17 protein-coding genes are annotated in these 16822 nt (G+C 53.5%); 8 read left to right on the top strand and 9 right to left on the bottom strand.

What is annotated here, in order from left to right; genetic code table 11:
* Positions 1–302: 302 nt before the first annotated feature.
* From proX to proV, 3 genes are read right to left on the bottom strand one after another with little or no spacing between them, the layout of a single operon-like run.
* Positions 303–1301, bottom strand: a complete 999-nt coding sequence (gene proX, locus Q8W22_RS06935; protein ID WP_303431543.1) for a glycine betaine/L-proline ABC transporter substrate-binding protein ProX — start codon at positions 1299–1301, stop codon at positions 303–305.
* Positions 1302–1327: 26 nt separating this feature from the next.
* Complete coding sequence (proW, locus tag Q8W22_RS06930; protein ID WP_305451915.1) at positions 1328–2482, bottom strand: glycine betaine/L-proline ABC transporter permease ProW; 1155 nt, start codon at positions 2480–2482, stop codon at positions 1328–1330.
* Complete coding sequence (gene proV, locus Q8W22_RS06925; RefSeq protein ID WP_303431541.1) at positions 2479–3720, bottom strand: glycine betaine/L-proline ABC transporter ATP-binding protein ProV; 1242 nt, start codon at positions 3718–3720, stop codon at positions 2479–2481. The genes proW and proV overlap by 4 nt, the downstream gene beginning before the upstream one ends.
* 425 nt (positions 3721–4145) lie before the next feature.
* On the opposite strand from proV, the gene tusD reads away from it, so the two are divergent.
* The 5 genes from tusD to Q8W22_RS06900 are packed head-to-tail and all read left to right on the top strand — an operon-like array spanning position 4146 to position 6523.
* Positions 4146–4535, top strand: a complete 390-nt coding sequence (gene tusD / locus Q8W22_RS06920; protein WP_305451914.1) for a sulfurtransferase complex subunit TusD — start codon at positions 4146–4148, stop codon at positions 4533–4535.
* The gene (locus Q8W22_RS06915) at positions 4535–4891 is read left to right on the top strand and encodes a DsrE family protein (RefSeq protein ID WP_305451913.1); all 357 of its coding nucleotides are present in this window, start codon (positions 4535–4537) and stop codon (positions 4889–4891) included. Before tusD ends, Q8W22_RS06915 begins: the two co-directional genes overlap by 1 nt.
* A 1-nt stretch (position 4892) precedes the next feature.
* On the top strand, positions 4893–5186 hold the full coding sequence (locus Q8W22_RS06910) for a DsrH/TusB family sulfur relay protein (protein WP_303431538.1): 294 nt from the start codon (positions 4893–4895) through the stop codon (positions 5184–5186).
* A 9-nt stretch (positions 5187–5195) separates the two neighbouring features.
* Complete coding sequence (locus Q8W22_RS06905; RefSeq protein ID WP_305451912.1) at positions 5196–5513, top strand: TusE/DsrC/DsvC family sulfur relay protein; 318 nt, start codon at positions 5196–5198, stop codon at positions 5511–5513.
* On the top strand, positions 5510–6523 hold the full coding sequence (locus Q8W22_RS06900) for a glycosyl transferase family protein (RefSeq protein ID WP_305451911.1): 1014 nt from the start codon (positions 5510–5512) through the stop codon (positions 6521–6523). The genes Q8W22_RS06905 and Q8W22_RS06900 overlap by 4 nt, the downstream gene beginning before the upstream one ends.
* Positions 6524–6624: 101 nt before the next feature.
* On the opposite strand, the gene cysG is transcribed toward Q8W22_RS06900, so the two are convergent.
* The 6 genes from cysG to Q8W22_RS06870 all read right to left on the bottom strand — a co-directional run bounded on the left by cysG (position 6625) and on the right by Q8W22_RS06870 (position 14993).
* Positions 6625–8001, bottom strand: coding sequence for a siroheme synthase CysG (cysG, locus tag Q8W22_RS06895; RefSeq protein WP_305451910.1), 1377 nt, complete (start codon positions 7999–8001; stop codon positions 6625–6627).
* On the bottom strand, positions 7998–9281 hold the full coding sequence (gene serS, locus Q8W22_RS06890; protein ID WP_305451909.1) for a serine--tRNA ligase: 1284 nt from the start codon (positions 9279–9281) through the stop codon (positions 7998–8000). Before serS ends, cysG begins: the two co-directional genes overlap by 4 nt.
* 279 nt (positions 9282–9560) lie before the next feature.
* On the bottom strand, positions 9561–9947 hold the full coding sequence (crcB, locus tag Q8W22_RS06885) for a fluoride efflux transporter CrcB (protein WP_303431533.1): 387 nt from the start codon (positions 9945–9947) through the stop codon (positions 9561–9563).
* 21 nt (positions 9948–9968) lie between these two features.
* Positions 9969–11261, bottom strand: coding sequence for a replication-associated recombination protein A (locus Q8W22_RS06880; RefSeq protein ID WP_370694165.1), 1293 nt, complete (start codon positions 11259–11261; stop codon positions 9969–9971).
* A 62-nt stretch (positions 11262–11323) separates the two neighbouring features.
* A complete protein-coding gene (gene lolA, locus Q8W22_RS06875) occupies positions 11324–11998 on the bottom strand; it encodes an outer membrane lipoprotein chaperone LolA (protein ID WP_305451907.1) in 675 nt (224 codons plus the stop codon).
* Between the two features lie 46 nt (positions 11999–12044).
* Entirely contained in the window at positions 12045–14993 is a 2949-nt protein-coding gene (locus Q8W22_RS06870) for a DNA translocase FtsK (RefSeq protein ID WP_305451906.1), read from the bottom strand.
* A gap of 50 nt (positions 14994–15043) precedes the next feature.
* On the opposite strand from Q8W22_RS06870, the gene aat reads away from it, so the two are divergent.
* The 3 genes from aat to infA all read left to right on the top strand — a co-directional run bounded on the left by aat (position 15044) and on the right by infA (position 16770).
* Positions 15044–15787, top strand: coding sequence for a leucyl/phenylalanyl-tRNA--protein transferase (aat, locus tag Q8W22_RS06865; RefSeq protein WP_305451905.1), 744 nt, complete (start codon positions 15044–15046; stop codon positions 15785–15787).
* A complete protein-coding gene (locus Q8W22_RS06860) occupies positions 15784–16485 on the top strand; it encodes an arginyltransferase (RefSeq protein ID WP_305413351.1) in 702 nt (233 codons plus the stop codon). The genes aat and Q8W22_RS06860 overlap by 4 nt, the downstream gene beginning before the upstream one ends.
* A 66-nt stretch (positions 16486–16551) precedes the next feature.
* Positions 16552–16770 carry a translation initiation factor IF-1 gene (gene infA / locus Q8W22_RS06855; RefSeq protein WP_028292799.1) on the top strand — a complete coding sequence of 73 codons (219 nt, stop codon included), beginning with the start codon at positions 16552–16554 and terminating at the stop codon, positions 16768–16770.
* Positions 16771–16822 lie beyond the last annotated feature (52 nt).

Below are 16822 nucleotides of genomic sequence, written 5' to 3'. Positions count from 1 at the left end.
TATCACAACTCATAGTGCTCTCCTGCCTCCCCACACTCCATGGGTTATGGGATGTGGTATTTGTTTATCTGTTATTCATAATATAACTATATTGGAATATTTACATAAACAAATACAAATAGCCTCCATACACATAATCTATCGCCCAGAAACATTGCAACCTCACCGGCGGCAAGAAAGCAATCGACAAATAACAGGCAGAGGAAAGAGAAAACGAAGAACAGCAGAAAACAGCGAGAGAGAAACAAAAACGGATGGCACCAGGCCATCCGCTTATGATTAACCGGATCGATCAGACAGTATTACTTAGCAGCTTCCAGCGCTGTTTTCACCCAGCCATCAAAGGTTTTTTGATTGGCCTCGATCCACAAGTCAGCATGACGCTCAATCGCCGCGACAGAATCATCGCCATTGGCAATCATCATGTTTTCTGCACTAACGGCATTGATGGGTAATGTCATGATAGCGAACAATTTTGCAGCAGCCGGGTTTTTCTCTGCCCAGGCTTTATTGGCAACGATACGCTCGGCGTTAATATCAAAACCATAGTCCTTGCCGTTGGCCAGCTTGGTATCAGTGCCATTCGGGTTGGCTGAGTACGGTACTTCCAGCCAGACTACGTCCTTGCCCGGAACCAGCTTGCCGGACACCCAATATGGGGTCCAGGTGTAGTACAGGACCGGCTTGCCTTCGTTGTAACGGGCGATGGTATCGGAAATGATCGCCGCGTATTGCCCTTGATTATGGCTGATGCGATCGCGCAGCTTGAACTCATCCATTTGGTACTCAATCACACCTTCGCATCCCCAACCAGCGTTACAGCCAGCCAGATCGGCTTTGCCGTCACCATTGGTATCAAACAATTTGGCGATTTTGGGGTCTTTCAAATCAGTGATTTTACTGATGCCATATTTGTCTGCTGTCTTTTTATCGATCAGATAACCCTGGGCAGCACCATTAATGTAAGTACCCTGGCGGTAGAATTTGTCGTCGCCACCAGCATTTTTATACATGGTGTTGTGCAGCGGGTACCAGTTCACTGTGGTGTAGGTCAAATCACCGTTGGCAATGGCGGTATAGCCTGCACTGTAATCCACTTCCTTGATCGGTTTGATGTCATAACCCAATTTGGCCAGGGCTTTATTGACAATCACGGTCTGGAATTTTTCTTCCGAGATAGGACTATGGAATGACTGCACGCTAATGCCTTTACCCGGCAGGTCGGCAGCGCCAACAACACTGCTCAGTGTCAAAGTAACAACACCGGCAGCAATACCGGCCATCAAAGATCTGGTTTTCATAAAAGTCTCCTGATTCAGTGGTTAACTTATGGGTTCTTACTGGTCAATCGGAGCAACAGCCCGACGGGGCCGGTCTGATACCAGTGACGCACACCGCGGGCGCGGGCATCCTGCCCCAAGGCCTGGGTCAGGCGATCAAGAATAATGGCGAGAATCACAATGCCGATACCACCGACAGCAGCCAGACCGATATCCAGTCGGCCAATGCCTCGCAGCACCATCAATCCCAACCCACCAACCGAAATCATGGAGGCAATAACCACCATCGACAGGCTCAGCATCAGGGTCTGGTTTACTCCAGCCATAATGGTAGGCATTGCCAATGGCAACTGTACCTTGAACAACATCTGACTCGGGCTGGCCCCAAAGGACTCAGACGCTTCAATCAGGTCGCCAGGAACCTGGCGAATCCCCAGATTGGTCAGCCGAATCACCGGCGGCATCGCAAAGACAATCGTCACCACGACACCAGGGACATTACCGATACCAAACAGCATCACGATCGGCACCAGATAAACAAACGCCGGCGTTGTTTGCATGGCATCCAGCGTCGGCCGCAAAATTCGATTCAGCCTGTCGTTGCGGGCCATCAGAACACCCAGCGGCAGCCCCAACAAAATGCAGAAAAAGACGGAAGTAAGCACCAGCGACAAAGTGGTCATGGCTTCACTCCAGGCACCAATGGCACCCAGCACAAACATGCCCAGTGCCGTACCAATCGCCAAACGGCCACCGGCCAATTGCCAGGCCAGCAGGGCAAACAGCGCGATCATCAGCAAAGGCGGCGTACTGTTAAGCAATACATCGATGGAATTCAGCGTGGCGTCAACCGGCACCTTGACAGCCGTAAAGAAGGGGCGAAAGTTCACCACCATCCAGTCCAGCCCGTATTCTACCCAGTCTTGTAATGGCACCCAGGCTTCCGGGAAAGGGTTGGACAAGGTTGCTTCAACAGTTTCCTGAACCCTGTCGTCCTGCAACCAGCCTTCGGCCTGAAAGTTATCCTCAGACTGCTCGGCATTACCCCAGGGGTTGGTTTCTGCCATATTCTCGGTTGCAAAGGGATTATCCCCCCCCGTTTCAGCAGCTGCCGGCTCGGCAGTGGCAAACGGGTTATCCTGCAATTCGTCGTTTTGAGATATTTCCGGCTCCGGCGCGAAGGGGTTGGTATCGTTACTCATGATGGTTTATTCCCTGCGTCGTCTTCATCGTCTTCTGCTTCCCGGTCGAGGGTTTCCAGCAGGCACGTTTTGGTAATATTGCCGATATATTCGCCATCCTTGACTACCGGAACCGGGTAGTCAGACTGGGCTACCGTCGAGATCAACTCACGCACGGGAGTTTCAGCTTCAAGCGGGGTTGCCTCATCATCGGTGGAGAACACACATTGCTCCAGCATGGTGCCGGGCTTTTCTTTATCCAGCTCGCTGAGGGATGTCACACCAACCAGCTGTTGTTCACTATCCACGACATAGCCATATTCCATGCCACTGTCCGTTAACTGCTGCATGGCATCCGCGACACTACCGGCGCTATCAATAGTGGATTCCGGCACGACTTCTGCCAGATTATGTGCAGCGTAGACATTGGAAATATCCACACCCTTGAAGAATGACTTCACATATTCATTGGCCGGGTTCTGCAAGATATCGTTGGGCGTACCCACCTGCACCACTTCGCCGTTTTGCATAATGGCAATACGATCACCAATACGCATGGCTTCATCGAGGTCATGGGAAATAAAGACAATGGTACGGCTATGATCAGCCTGCAGCTTGACCAGCTCGTCCTGCATCTCGGTACGAATCAGAGGGTCCAGCGCTGAAAATGCTTCGTCCATCAGCATGATGTCCGGGTCATTGGCCAGCGCCCGGGCCAAGCCGACACGCTGCTGCATACCACCCGACAATTCATCCGGATAAGAACGGCCGTGTGCTGACAAGCCGACCTGTTCCAGAGCGGCTTGCGCCTTCAGACGGCGTTCGTCAACATCAACGCCCAACAGCTCCAGTCCGAACGCTGCGTTATCCAGCACATTGATATGGGGCATCAAGGCAAAAGACTGAAAAACCATACTGATTTTTTTACGCCGGACATCCCGTAACTGTTTCTGGTTGATTACGGCAATATCTTCACCGTCGACCAGTACCTGTCCGCGAGTCGGTTCAATCAGCCGATTGAGCAAGCGCACCAGTGTCGATTTGCCAGAACCGGACAATCCCATAATGACGAATATTTCGCCTTCACGGATGCTCAGACTGACGTCCTTAACGCCAATCGTCTGTCCTGTGCGAGTGAATATTTCATCCTTATCGATGCCCTCATCAACCAGCGCCAACGCTTGTTGAGGACGATCGCCAAAGACTTTATAAAGGTTTTTTACTTCGAGTTTGATGGATGCCGTATCAGGTATCGCCATGATTATTTATTTATAGCTGTAAGTACTTTTACAATACAGACTTTTCCCTGCATATTCAAAACCGTCTGCCATTGTCGATATTGTTGCCATGATATAGAACAAGAAAAGTATTCCAGGCGCCAATATGGCCTCAATATTAAGGATGTCGTCTATACTTCATCCCTGCTGAAGGAAAATGTCCGCCTCAAATACCTGCCAGCACAGCATTTTTCATATTTTATTTTATATATTGCTTTTAACTCTAAGCAGTCCATGCACGCTTTCTATAGCCAATGTAGCCAGAACCCGAGCCGCCAACCCTGCCGACACGACTCTTCACTTTCGTTTTTCACCCAGCCCTCAGCTGAAAATCCTCCCTCCTATTGCGTCCACGCCGGGAAAGCCGCACCATTAACGGCTACTTCATCAGCCAGAATGTCTGTTTTATGGCCAGTTTTTCTTTACTGCTTACCGCAAGCCCTTTCCTCGGTGCCAGCCACCAACAAGCCCAGGATTTTGTCCGTGCCGCCCTGGCCCAGGGCCATCAGATTCATCGGGTATTTTTCTATCAGGATGCTGTGCTCTGTGGCAGCAATCGCATTCAGTCTCCGCAAGGGCAACAGGATATCGGCGAGCAGTGGCAACAACTCGCCAACACCGGACAATTCCCATTACAACTGTGCATCGCCAACAGTATTCGCCGCGGTCTGGTCGATCAGCAGGAAAGTGAACGGTACGATTTGCCCGGCGCAACGCTCCAACCCGGCTTTGAACTGGCCGGCCTGGGTGAAATGGCCGACGCCTGCGCACAATCCGACCGCATCCTGGAGTTCTGATGTCATCGACCTCATACAATCTGATTATTATCAACTCAGCACCCGTGAGCGATGCGGAACCCATCGACATGGCTTTGGCGCTGGCGGCATTTGATCAGCCCACCACCCTGCTGTTTTCAGGCCCGGGGATATACTGGCTGATCAATCATCAGGCGGCGCGCAAGGCCGGGGGCAAATCCCCTTCGCGACTGATTGCTGCCTTGCCCATGTACGAATGCGATGCCATCTATTACTCCAGCAGTGATCGGGATTCCTTGTGTCTGGCAGCGAAGCAACTATCCAGCCTGGCAAGTGCCGTATCAGACGACACCATCAAAACCCTGATCGCCTCCAGCCACCACTGCCTGAGTTTCTGATATGACCACGCTACACACCCTGAACCAGGCCAGCCCTGCAATACTGCAACGCCTGCTGCGCTTTGCCAGCCCGCAGGATGGCCTGCTGCTAATCGGAGACGGCGTGTACTTGCTTGCACAAGACCTCGTCGCCTCAACAGCCATCCACCTTTATTATCGACACCAGGATTACGACCAGCGTGGCCTGAGCGATAACGACAGTCCGGTCAATAATCCGGTCAATGCCACCGCCGTGGACGACAATGCCTGGGTGCAACTCACCCTGACACACTCACGCACCGTGCACTGGAAATAGGAACGCGTCATGAGCAACGCTCTGTTACTGGACAAAGACGGCTTTCTGGTAAATCTGGACGATTGGAATTCGGCGGTTGCCAACCAGCTGGCGCAGACTGAAAACATCCAGCTCACCGCTGCACATTGGGAGATTCTGCAGCTATTGCGGCAATTCCATAACGAGTTTGACCTGTCCCCCGCCATGCGGCCGCTGACCAAATACATCAAAACCCATCTTGGTGCCGAACAAGCCAGCAGCATTTATTTACTCAAGCTGTTTCCTGGCAGTCCCGCCAAAATAGCCGCCAAAATAGCAGGGCTACCACGCCCGGAGAATTGCCTGTGACACAGACCCCAACAACCATCAGCCACACAAACAAACACCCTCTGGCCGACCTTGTCCGTATTCTGGCCCGCGGCAAAAATGCCAGCCGCAGCATGACCTTCCATGAAGCCCGCTTTACCATGGGTGAATTGATTGCCGGGCGCTTTGAGCCAGAACAGCTCGGTGCCATTCTAATGCTGCTACGGGTCAAGGAAGAAACAGCGGAAGAACTGGCGGGGTTCGCGGCAGCCATCAACGACCAGTGGCCAGCATCCACTGCAGATTCCCCTGCCTACGATCTGGTCTGGCCCAGTTACGCAGGCAAACGCCGCCAGCCATTCTGGTGTCTGCTATCAGCACTGCTGCTGGAGCAGATGGGCTACCGTATCCTGTTCCACGGCAGTACCGCCCATACCGAAGGCCGGGTATATCTGCACGAAGTATTTGAACAGCTGGACCTGGCAACACTGGCTCATACTGACCAGATCAATCATGGCCCCAGCCTGGCGTACCTGCCTTGCGAAGCGATCAACCCATTATTCCAGCGCTGGCTGTCACTCAAGGCCATTCTTGGGGTTCGCTCCCCCATCAATACCCTGCTAAAAACCATTGCCCCCCATGGCACCGCCAGCGTGCAAGGCATATTCCACCCCAGTTACGCCGTCACTCACGCCGGTGCCGCAGCAATTAATGGCAACGACATGCTGGTGATCAAGGGCGAAGGTGGGGAATTTGAAGTCAACCCGGAACGTAGCTGCCGGGCGTATTACCATTTGAATGGCCAATCCGGTGAACTGGTAATACCCAACCAGCACAGTCATTTTGCCGACAAACCCGCAGGTATCGACAGCAACCTGCTCGTACAGATGTGGCAAGGTGGCTTGAACAGTGAATACGCCTACCAGGCCGTGATTCATACTGCAGCACTGGCGCTGGTGGCGATCCGCAAACAGCCGGAGCAGCTGGAGGCGATTACCGCAGAATGCCAGGCGGCCTGGCAGGCACGGGACACTGGCCGTCTCAGCAAGTAAGGCAGGTATCATCCTTAAACTGGATAGCTGGGGCAGAATCAGCCAGGCCAGAGCCTCACTGTCACACGCAGCCACACCAGCAAGCGGTCTGATGCAGCGATTTATTCGCTGCGCCAGGCCAGTTTGCCGTGCAAACCAACAACACTACCAATGATCGTCAATGTTGGCGCATGCACTTCATTTGCTGCAATAAAATCCGGCATATCCGCCAATGTACTCACATGCACCTTTTGATCGGGCAAAGTACCTTTTTCAACCAGTGCAATCGGGGTTGACGCTGCCATGCCGTGTTTAACCAGCTGACGACAGATCTCGGCAATACCGCTCAGTCCCATATAAACCACCAATGTCTGATGCGGATGAATCAGCTCAGACCAAGGCAGATTGCAGCTACCATCACGCAAATGCCCGGTCACAAAGCGAACACTCTGGGCATGATCCCGGTGCGTCAGCGGAATACCGGCATACGCTGCGCAACCACTGGCAGCGGTAATACCCGGCACCACCTGAAACGGTACGCCGTATTGCGCCAGCAGCTCGATTTCCTCGCCACCACGACCAAAAATAAACGGATCGCCTCCTTTCAGACGCAAAACCCGCCTCCCCTTACGCGCTTCATCTGCCAAACGCTGGCTGATTTCTTCCTGTGGTACGGCATGATTGCTTTTGGCCTTGCCAACGTACACCCGTTCGGCGTCACTGGCGATCAATGCCATGACACCTGGCCCAACCAGTCGATCATAAAAAACCACATCCGCCGACTGAATCAGCCGTAAAGCCCGAAATGTCAGCAAGTCAGGGTCTCCTGGCCCAGCACCCACCAGATACACTTCCCCCATCGTCACAGTCTGGCCAGCGAGCAGCTGGTTCGCCAGCAACTGCGCCCGCTCCGGTTGTCGGGCCAACACCAGCTCAGGCACATTACTACGCATCACCTGACGCCAGAAAGCGGCTCGCAACGGCGCAGCCAGACGTTCCTTGACCTGATCACGCATCCGTTCGAGCATCTCACCCAACTGACGGTATTCTTGCGGCAAAAAAGCGTCCAGACGCTGGCGCATATGACGCGTCAAGGCAGGAGAGGCACCACGACTGGAAATCGCCACCAGCAGCGGTGACCGATCAATCACCGCCGGGAAGATAAAGTCGTTATCGTCCTGGCAATCCACCCGACAAACAAAACAACCCTGCTGACGTGCCGTTACCGCCAGCGTTGCATTCAGTGAATGGTTATCCGTTGCCAGCACGACAAAAGCACCGGCAACAAACACCTCTTGCTCCGTGGCTTCACGCGCTTCCAGCTGAATCGAACCTTGCTGTGCCAGGCGGGCGATATCCACCCCTGCCGATGGCGTAATAACCGTCACTGCCGCCCCAGCCTGAACCAGAGTGTGAACCTTGCGACCAGCGACCGCTCCGCCACCAACCACATAAAATGGCCATATATCTCCCTTCAGTACCAGCGGCAGTGTCATCATGGCTTCAATACCTCAAGACCACCCATATAAGAACGCAACACCTCTGGCACTACCACGCTGCCATCAGCTTGTTGGTAGTTTTCCAGAACCGCCACCAATGCCCGTCCCACAGCCAGACCGGAACCATTCAGGGTATGCAGCAGTTCCGGCTTGCCGGTTTCCGGGTTACGCCAGCGCGCTTGCATACGACGCGCCTGATAATCCATAAAATTACTGCAAGAAGATATTTCCCGGTACTTGTCCTGCCCTGGCAGCCAGACTTCCAGGTCGTAGGTTTTGGCTGCAGAAAAACCGAGATCACCACCACACAAAATAACTTTGCGGTACGGCAATGCCAGTTTCTGCAGAATCGCTTCGGCGTGACCAGTAAGCTCTTCCAGGGCAGCCTCAGATTGTCCGGCCTGAACAAACTGCACCAATTCCACCTTGTCGAACTGATGCTGACGGATCATACCGTGGGTATCCCGGCCATAGCTGCCGGCCTCACTGCGGAAACACGGCGTATGCGCCACTTTTTTGAGGGGTAATTCACCGTCAAAAACAGTGTCGCGCAACAGGTTGGTCACGGGTACTTCGGCGGTCGGAATCAGATAGAAGTCCTTATCCCCCTGAGCATCCGGGATACGGAACAGATCCTCGGCAAACTTCGGCAGCTGGCCAGTCCCCTCAAGGGCACTCTTGTTTACCAGATACGGTACATAGGTTTCTTCATATCCATGCTCATCGGCGTGGGTATCAATCATAAACTGCGCCAACGCCCGGTGCAGGCGAGCGATCTTGCCACTCATGGCCACAAAACGGGAGCCGGCAAGAGCGGTACCGGCTTCAAAGTTCATGCCCAGCGGTTCACCCAGATCCACATGATCGCGGGCAGCAAAATCCAGTTTGACCGGCTGGCCCCAAGTCATGACCTCGACGTTGTCTTCTTCATCCTTGCCTGCTGGTACATCGGCATGCGGCACGTTGGGAATCGCCATCAGCCACTGATGCAATGCCTGTTCGGCTTCCTTGGCTTCGGTTTCAGCCAGCGAAATATCCGAATCGATGCCGCCCATTACCTGCTTTTTGGCTTCGTCCGGGGATACACCCTGCTTGATCAAGATACCAATTTCCCGGGATGCTTTTTTCTTCTCAGCCTGCAAGGATTGGGCGCGAGTCAGTGCGGATTTTCGACGCTCGTCCATGGATGAAAAGCTGGCCGCGTCAAATTGAACGCCTTTAATAGCCAGTGCTGCCGTTACAGATTCCAGGTTGTCGCGAATAAACTTGATGTCGAGCATGAGAATAAAGTCCGGATAATAAGAAGCGTATAAAGTGAATTCGGGGTACAGCTTTGATGTTGTCAATGTTTACGGCAAACAACGTTCACCATGCCTGATCAGCATGCGTGAGGTCATCCTTGCCATTTTGCCATTGTCAACTCATGCCACGCCGGTTCGAGAACAGGCCCGCCTGATGCACCCTTGGTAGTGAATTGTGATATTGACTACTGGTATGGCCCATACATTGCCATCACATACATTGCCATCATAAAGGCGCTTGCAAGCAGCCCTCAGGTCTCAGCCCTGGTTTTTCAACAAGGTACTGGCTAATGCCATGCCACTACCGGTTGCCAGCAAACAGCCAATAACAGAGATGCCTATGTAAGCCGCCGCAGCGCTATAGCGCTGCTGCTGCAACAACGACACACTTTCAAGCGAAAACGTTGAAAATGTGGTGAAGGCACCCAAAAACCCGACCATGGCCAGTTGCTTGTGGTGCTCTGCGCCCCACTGCTGCTGAACCAGAAAGACAAAGGCCATACCAATGACAAAGGAGCCTATCAGGTTCACTGACAGCGTGCCATACGGGAACGCCTTACCCATCCAACGGAATACGGAACTGGCCACCCAGTAGCGGAACAGTGCCCCAAAAGCACCACCCAGTCCGATCCACAACAGCGCCATAATCATTTTCCTTCGGGTTGCTTAGTCAGTCTGATCCGACTCATGATAAGGATACCGCGGAGTCGGCGACTGACGATTCAGTGCTTGCAAGTGTTCCAGCTTCTGACTGATCTTGCTCTCCAGCCCCCGCGCTACCGGATGATAGAAACGAGCATCCTTTAATTCTACCGGAAAATAGTTTTCACCGGCCGCAAATGCCCCCGGCTCATCATGGGCGTAACGATATTCGGCGCCATAATCGAGCTCTTTCATTAATTGGGTAGGTGCATTCCGCAAGTGTATCGGCACTTCATATCCCGGCTGGGAAGCGACCAGTGCCCGGACTTCGTTATACGCTTTGTACACTGCATTGCTTTTGGGAGCACAGGCCAGGTACACCACCGCCTGGGCCAGCGCCAGCTCTCCCTCCGGGCTGCCCAGTCGCTCCTGAGTATCCCAGGCATTCAGACACAACCCCAGCGCCCGCGGATCTGCATTACCCACATCTTCGCTGGCCATACGCACAATACGCCGGGCCAGATACAGAGGATCACAACCGCCGTCCAGCATACGCACCAACCAGTACAGCGCGGCATCCGGGTCGGAGCCACGCATCGATTTGTGCATCGCAGAAATCTGGTCATAAAAGGCTTCGCCACCTTTGTCAAAACGACGACCAGGCTGCGTCAACAATGCCTCGACCACCTCGGTAGTCAGCACCTGACCGGCCGCCAGCTGCAGAGCAAATTCATAATTATTCAGTGCCCGACGAGCATCACCGTCCGCCACCAGAGCGATACGCGCCAGCGCTTCAGGTTCGGCCTCACCAGGCAACTCTCCGGCAGCCAGCAAGCGTTGCTCTGCCTGTTGTAAAACCGTCAGGATATCGTCTTGGCCCAGGCTCCGCAGCACGTAGACCTGGGCTCGGGACAGCAAGGCGTTATTCAACTCAAACGATGGATTTTCAGTGGTCGCGCCGATAAACAACAAGGTGCCGTCTTCAACATGGGGCAAAAACGCATCTTGCTGCGATTTGTTAAACCGATGCACCTCATCGATAAACAAAACGGTCTTCAGACCCCGGGCGCGATACATACTGGCCTGTTCCACTGCCGCACGAATATCCTTGACCCCCGACATCACCGCACTTAAAGAAATAAAGCGGGCATCGACATACTGGGCCACCAGCCGCGCCAGGGTGGTTTTGCCCACCCCCGGCGGCCCCCAGAAAATCAGTGAGTGCAACTGCCCGGCATCCAGAGAGCGGCGCAAGGGAGCACCTGGCCCCACAACATGGGTCTGGCCAATATATTCTTGCAAACTGGTAGGGCGCATGCGGGATGCCAGCGGTTCATAACCCTCGGGCTGGCCGAACAGATCGTCTGAATCCTGCCCCATCAGAAATGGGTTCGGGCATCAATTACATCAACCCCGTCCGGCACATCAAACACAAAAGCCATCGGATCCAGGGTTTGATTACGGGCAATATCACTGAGCTGGATATCGGTCACTTGCCCGGTGGCATCCGCAATCGTCATCGACATCAGTTGATCCCCCTGATAAGCGAAATCCAGAAATTCAAACAGCTGGCTTTTATCGTGGGGAATCAGATGAAAAACACGCTGGCCATTTTTCTGAAACTGGCTCACCTCAAAATTACTGGCCACATCCTCCTGTCGTCCACCCAATAACAAGGCGGGCATGTCCTGCACTCGCAGTTCCAGATTACGAATGGTGACCTGATCCAGGTCCTGATCAAAAATCCAGACCAGTTCACCATCAGACACGACCAGCTGCTCATATGGTGGCCGGGTTTGCCAACGCAACTTACCGGGGTTGGCAATCGCCAGGCGCCCTTCTGTCTGTTGCAGCGCCTGCCCTTGCTGGTCGCGGATAGTCTGGACAAAATCAGCTTCCAGGGTGGTGGTACCACCCAGGCGCTCAACAAAAGACGCCAGCGCAGCGTCATCTGCCATGGCCAGCAGAGGATGGAACAGGGTCGCAGCCAGTACGACAGACACCCCGACCAGCGGGCGAAAAAAATATTCAAGATACAAAAAAGACATCCTCATAATATGTTACGAATAAGCCATACGTGCCGCTCGGAGAGCATTGTATTTAAAACGGTCGCTCCGGTGCTGCCGCAGCCAACACTTCCCGACTGCCATTATGGGCTGGTGGACTCACCACCCCGGCGGCTTCCATGGCTTCGACCAGACGGGCAGCGCGGTTGTAGCCAATCCGCAATTTGCGCTGCACCCCAGAGGTGGAACATTTGCCTGACTCTGTTACAAAGGCAACGGCCTGATCAAACAGTTCATCCTGTTCGTCACCGCTTTCCCCTGTCGTCGCGGCCGTCAAGGATTCTTCCGACATCTGCGTAATCTCTTCCAGATAGTCCGGCTCACCACGCAGTTTCCATTCCGCCACAACCCGATGCACTTCATCATCATCCACAAAGGCCCCATGCACCCGATCCGGCAACGCCTGACCCGGTGGCATGTACAGCATATCACCGTGCCCGAGCAGCTGCTCTGCCCCGCCCTGATCAAGAATCGTACGAGAGTCGATGCGGGACGACACCTGAAATGCCATTCGGGTTGGCACGTTGGCCTTGATCAAGCCGGTAATCACGTCGACCGATGGCCGCTGTGTAGCCAGAATCATATGAATCCCTGCCGCCCGGGCTTTCTGGGCGATACGGGCAATCAGCTCTTCGACTTTTTTGCCTACCATCATCATCATGTCGGCAAATTCGTCGATCACAATCACAATATATGGCAAAGGCTCCATGATTCTGGGAGTGGTATCGTACGACTGGGATATATCCCAGAGCGGATCCAGCAACGGCTCGCCAGCCTCGATCGCTTCCCGTGCTTTCTTGTTGTAGCTCGCCAGGTTACGAACCCCCATCGAAGCCATCAACTGATAACGGCGTTCCATTTCTGCCACCGACCAACGCAAACCATTAGCGGCTTCTTTCATATCGGTAATTACGGGGGTCAACAGGTGCGGAATCCCTTCATAAACCGACAGTTCGAGCATTTTCGGATCGACCATGATCAGCCGCAGCTCTTCGGGCGTCGACTTGAACAACAAGCTGAGGATCATGGCATTAATACCAACGGATTTACCTGAGCCTGTGGTACCCGCTACCAGCAAATGCGGCATTTTGGCCAGATCTGTCACCATCGCGTTACCGCCAATATCATGACCCAGGGCCAGTGTCAGCGGCGATGATGCATCATCAAAATCTTTCGATGACAGCACATCAGACAAGGCAACAATCGCCCGATTCTCATTCGGCACCTCAATACCCATAACGGACTTGCCTGGAATGACTTCCACCACCCGTACACTGATCATCGCCATGGAGCGGGCCAGATCCTTGGCCAGGTTGGTAATCTTGCTGGCTTTGACGCCAGGTGCCGGCTGGATTTCAAAACGGGTAATCACCGGGCCGGGAGCTACTCCGGTTACTGTGATCTTGACACCAAAATCAGCCAGCTTTTGTACCAGCAATCGGGACATATCCTGCAAGCGTTCATCCGAGAAGCCAAATGCCTGGTCCTTGCGGGGCGGGTCCAGCACCGCAATCGAAGGTAACGGTGACAGCTCTGGTTGAGGTTCGTTACCCGCCTGCAAATCACGCAAAGCGCGCTCGCTTACACCGGTGTCTTTCTTTTCCAATGGCTGAATCGGAATGGCTTTTTCTGCTGCAACAGTGGCAGGGCGGCCAGGGTTTTGTCTGGCTGGGCGAGCAGATGGCCGTTTTGCTGCCGAAGAACCTGACGATGTATCTGGAACAGCCCCGGACACATCAGGCACACCACCATCAGGCATACCACTACCAGCCAACCTTTCAGACTCTTGTCTTTCAGGTTTTTGTACAGGAGATATCAACGGCTTGGCAGATCGAGGGTCAGATGGCTCGGATAATACCGGAGGTGGTATGGCATCGGCGGCAGAGTCGAGCACGGGCGCATCTTCTTCTGTAGCCAGGCGATCATCATCAGTCAGCCAGGGAATATCAGCGGTAGCATCAGCGTCATCAGCAGACAAGTCTGTTTTGTTTTGTGTCTCTTGTACTACGGTCAAAGTCGGCGCTTCCGGGTTGATGGAAAACCCTGGCTCATCCAATTCATCTTCGTGAGGCGTCGGGAACACCCCCAGCAATGATTCATCTCCCAACACAGGTTCTGATCTCTGCCGAATACTGACTCCTGCAGTAAATTCAGCCACATCCACAATATCGGCCTGATCATCGCCGTCTGTTATTCCGCTCTCGATACGAGGGTTGGATTGGCTGCCAGCCGTTGCCAGCAAGGACAAAGGTGACTCTGACTGGTTATTTTCCAGGCTTGCTTCAGAAGCCCTGAAGTTATCAAAGGCAATATCAGATGTTTCATTACCGGGTTGTTCGGCACTATTACTGACAGCCCTTCCAGCACTGGTCTGGCCGGGCAACCACGACAAAATGATTTCACCAATACGGTCAAACAATGCCAACCATGAAAACTCCAGGAACAACATCAACCCCAGCGCCAGCATCCCGATCAGGATCACCACCGATCCAGCAAACCCAAACAGCGGCGACAGATAGTTGAATACGCCCACGCCCAGCATGCCACCAGAGCCGACAGGCAAGGACTGGCCCGGCCAGATACTCAAATGTGCCAGAGCGCACAAGGCCGACAGGGTCAGCAACATACCCACACCTCGTAACAACCAGGTAAGCCCACTGGCCCGGTGAGGCTGACGGAACAACAAGCCGAGCTTCACCAGCAGGAAAGCCGGTAAGCCATAGGCCAGATAACCAAAACCGTGCAGCAGGATATCCGCCACTACAGCCCCTACTCTGCCCACCGCGTTATGTGCAGGCCCGGAACCGCTGGCAGACCAGCCCTGATCGGCAGGAGAATAGCTCGACAAGGCCATCAACAGCAGCAAGCAGATCAGTGTCAACGACAAAAACAGGGCGTCCTGGCGTCGACTCCAGCCCGCGGTAACCTGCGCTCCGGAATTGACATCAACGGCATCGGCCATTTCCGGTGTATCCTTAGACAATTCAATATCCTGTGACATCAACAAAGACCTGAGTTTACCACGGCTAAAACATGATTGATTGGTTGGATGAATGCGCTGATCCGCAATTTCCGGATACAACAAACGCGCTCAAATACCCGGATGGACTACTGGCAGCAGGTGGAAATATAACCCCACCCTGGCTGTACTACGCCTACACCCGAGGCATCTTTCCCTGGCACGGAGAGGATGAACCTCGTCTCTGGTGGACACCCTCTCCCCGAGCAGTGATTTTGCCAGACACTTTCCGCATATCACGCACTATCCGCAAAGAGCTGAAACGCAGCCCACTGAGTTTTACCAGCAACCTGGCATTCAAGCAGGTTATGACTGCCTGCGCGGAAGTCCATGCTGAGCAATCCGGCACCTGGATTCAACCAGAGATGATCGATGAGTACCATCGCCTGGCCAGTGCCGGGTTTGCTCTCAGTGTTGAATGCTGGAACGACCAGGGTGAGCTGGTGGGTGGTTTCTATGGCATTCGCATTGGCCAGGCTTTTTTTGGTGAGTCGATGTTTTCCCGTCAGTCCAACACCGCCAAGCTGGCGTTTGCCTGTGCCGCACCCCAGCTATTTGATAACGGTATAAAAATAATCGATTGCCAAATGCATACCGAGCACCTGGCCCGATTCGGTATCGTCAACCTGGATCGTCGATCATTCGAAAACCATCTGCTTCAAGCAACCAGCCACCAACCTACCCGGCCATTGTTGCCAACCTGGCTTGATCATTCAGCCGCTACCAGCTCCGCCATTCCATCGGAGGTGCCACGATGACCCGCGTCATGCTACTCAAGCCACAGACCACTCACTCTTGTGGCTATTTGCCTCAACAGGAATCCGTCAGTCTGTATGTTGACCCCAACACACCGATGGACGACTTCCTGCTCAGCCAGCTGAACCTCAACGGTTTTCGGCGCAGCGGCCGCAGCCTTTATCGGCCCGATTGCCCAACCTGTAATGCCTGCACCTCGTTGCGTATTCCTGTTGACCGTTTCACCCCCAAGCGCCGCTTTCGCAAGGTATTAAAACGCCTCCAACACTGGCAACTCCATGTCGAAAAGCCATCCATGCGCTGGTATGCGGATTACGCCCACTACATCCATCAACGCCACGCTGATGGCAGCATGTATCCACCGTCGGAAGAGCAGTTTCAGGATTTCCTGATCCAGGGTTTTGACAATCATCGTTTTTTGGTAGCGACTGAGCAGGGACAATTCAGGGCATGCCTGGTATTTGATGTGCTGATGGATGGCTTATCGTCGGTTTATTGTTTTTACGATCCGGCACTCACACGGGAGTCACCAGGAACCTTTATGATTTTGCAGCTCACGCGCCTGACAGCGGCCTTGCAGCAACCTCACCATTATCTTGGTTATTGGGTGCCCGGCTGCTCCAAAATGGAATACAAAACGGACTTTCAACCATTGGAACAGTTTGTTAATGGCAATTGGTGCAGTTATTCGCCCGGATAACTTTGATTATTGGCAGGAATTAGGGCAGAATGCGCCCGCTCTGTATATTCTCTAAACAGGTGATGAATGGCGAAAGACGATCATATAGAAATGGAAGGTGAGGTGATAGACACTCTGCCTAATACCATGTTCCGCGTAAAACTTGAAAATGGTCACGTGGTTACGGCTCATATCTCTGGAAAGATGCGCAAGAACTATATCCGCATTCTGACTGGTGACAAGGTCAAGGTTGAGCTGACTCCCTACGACCTCAGTAAAGGCCGAATTACCTATCGCGCCCGCTAACCGGCTGTGATATCTGTGACCCCTACCTGACAGGTGGGGCCACAGACTACCA

Origin of the sequence: Oceanobacter sp. 1_MG-2023, assembly GCF_030689025.1 — a bacterium.
In the GTDB taxonomy this organism is placed as follows: domain Bacteria; phylum Pseudomonadota; class Gammaproteobacteria; order Pseudomonadales; family Oceanobacteraceae; genus Oceanobacter.
The sequence above is the reverse complement of the archived record's forward strand: the minus strand, read 5'-3'. Positions and strand labels throughout refer to the sequence as shown.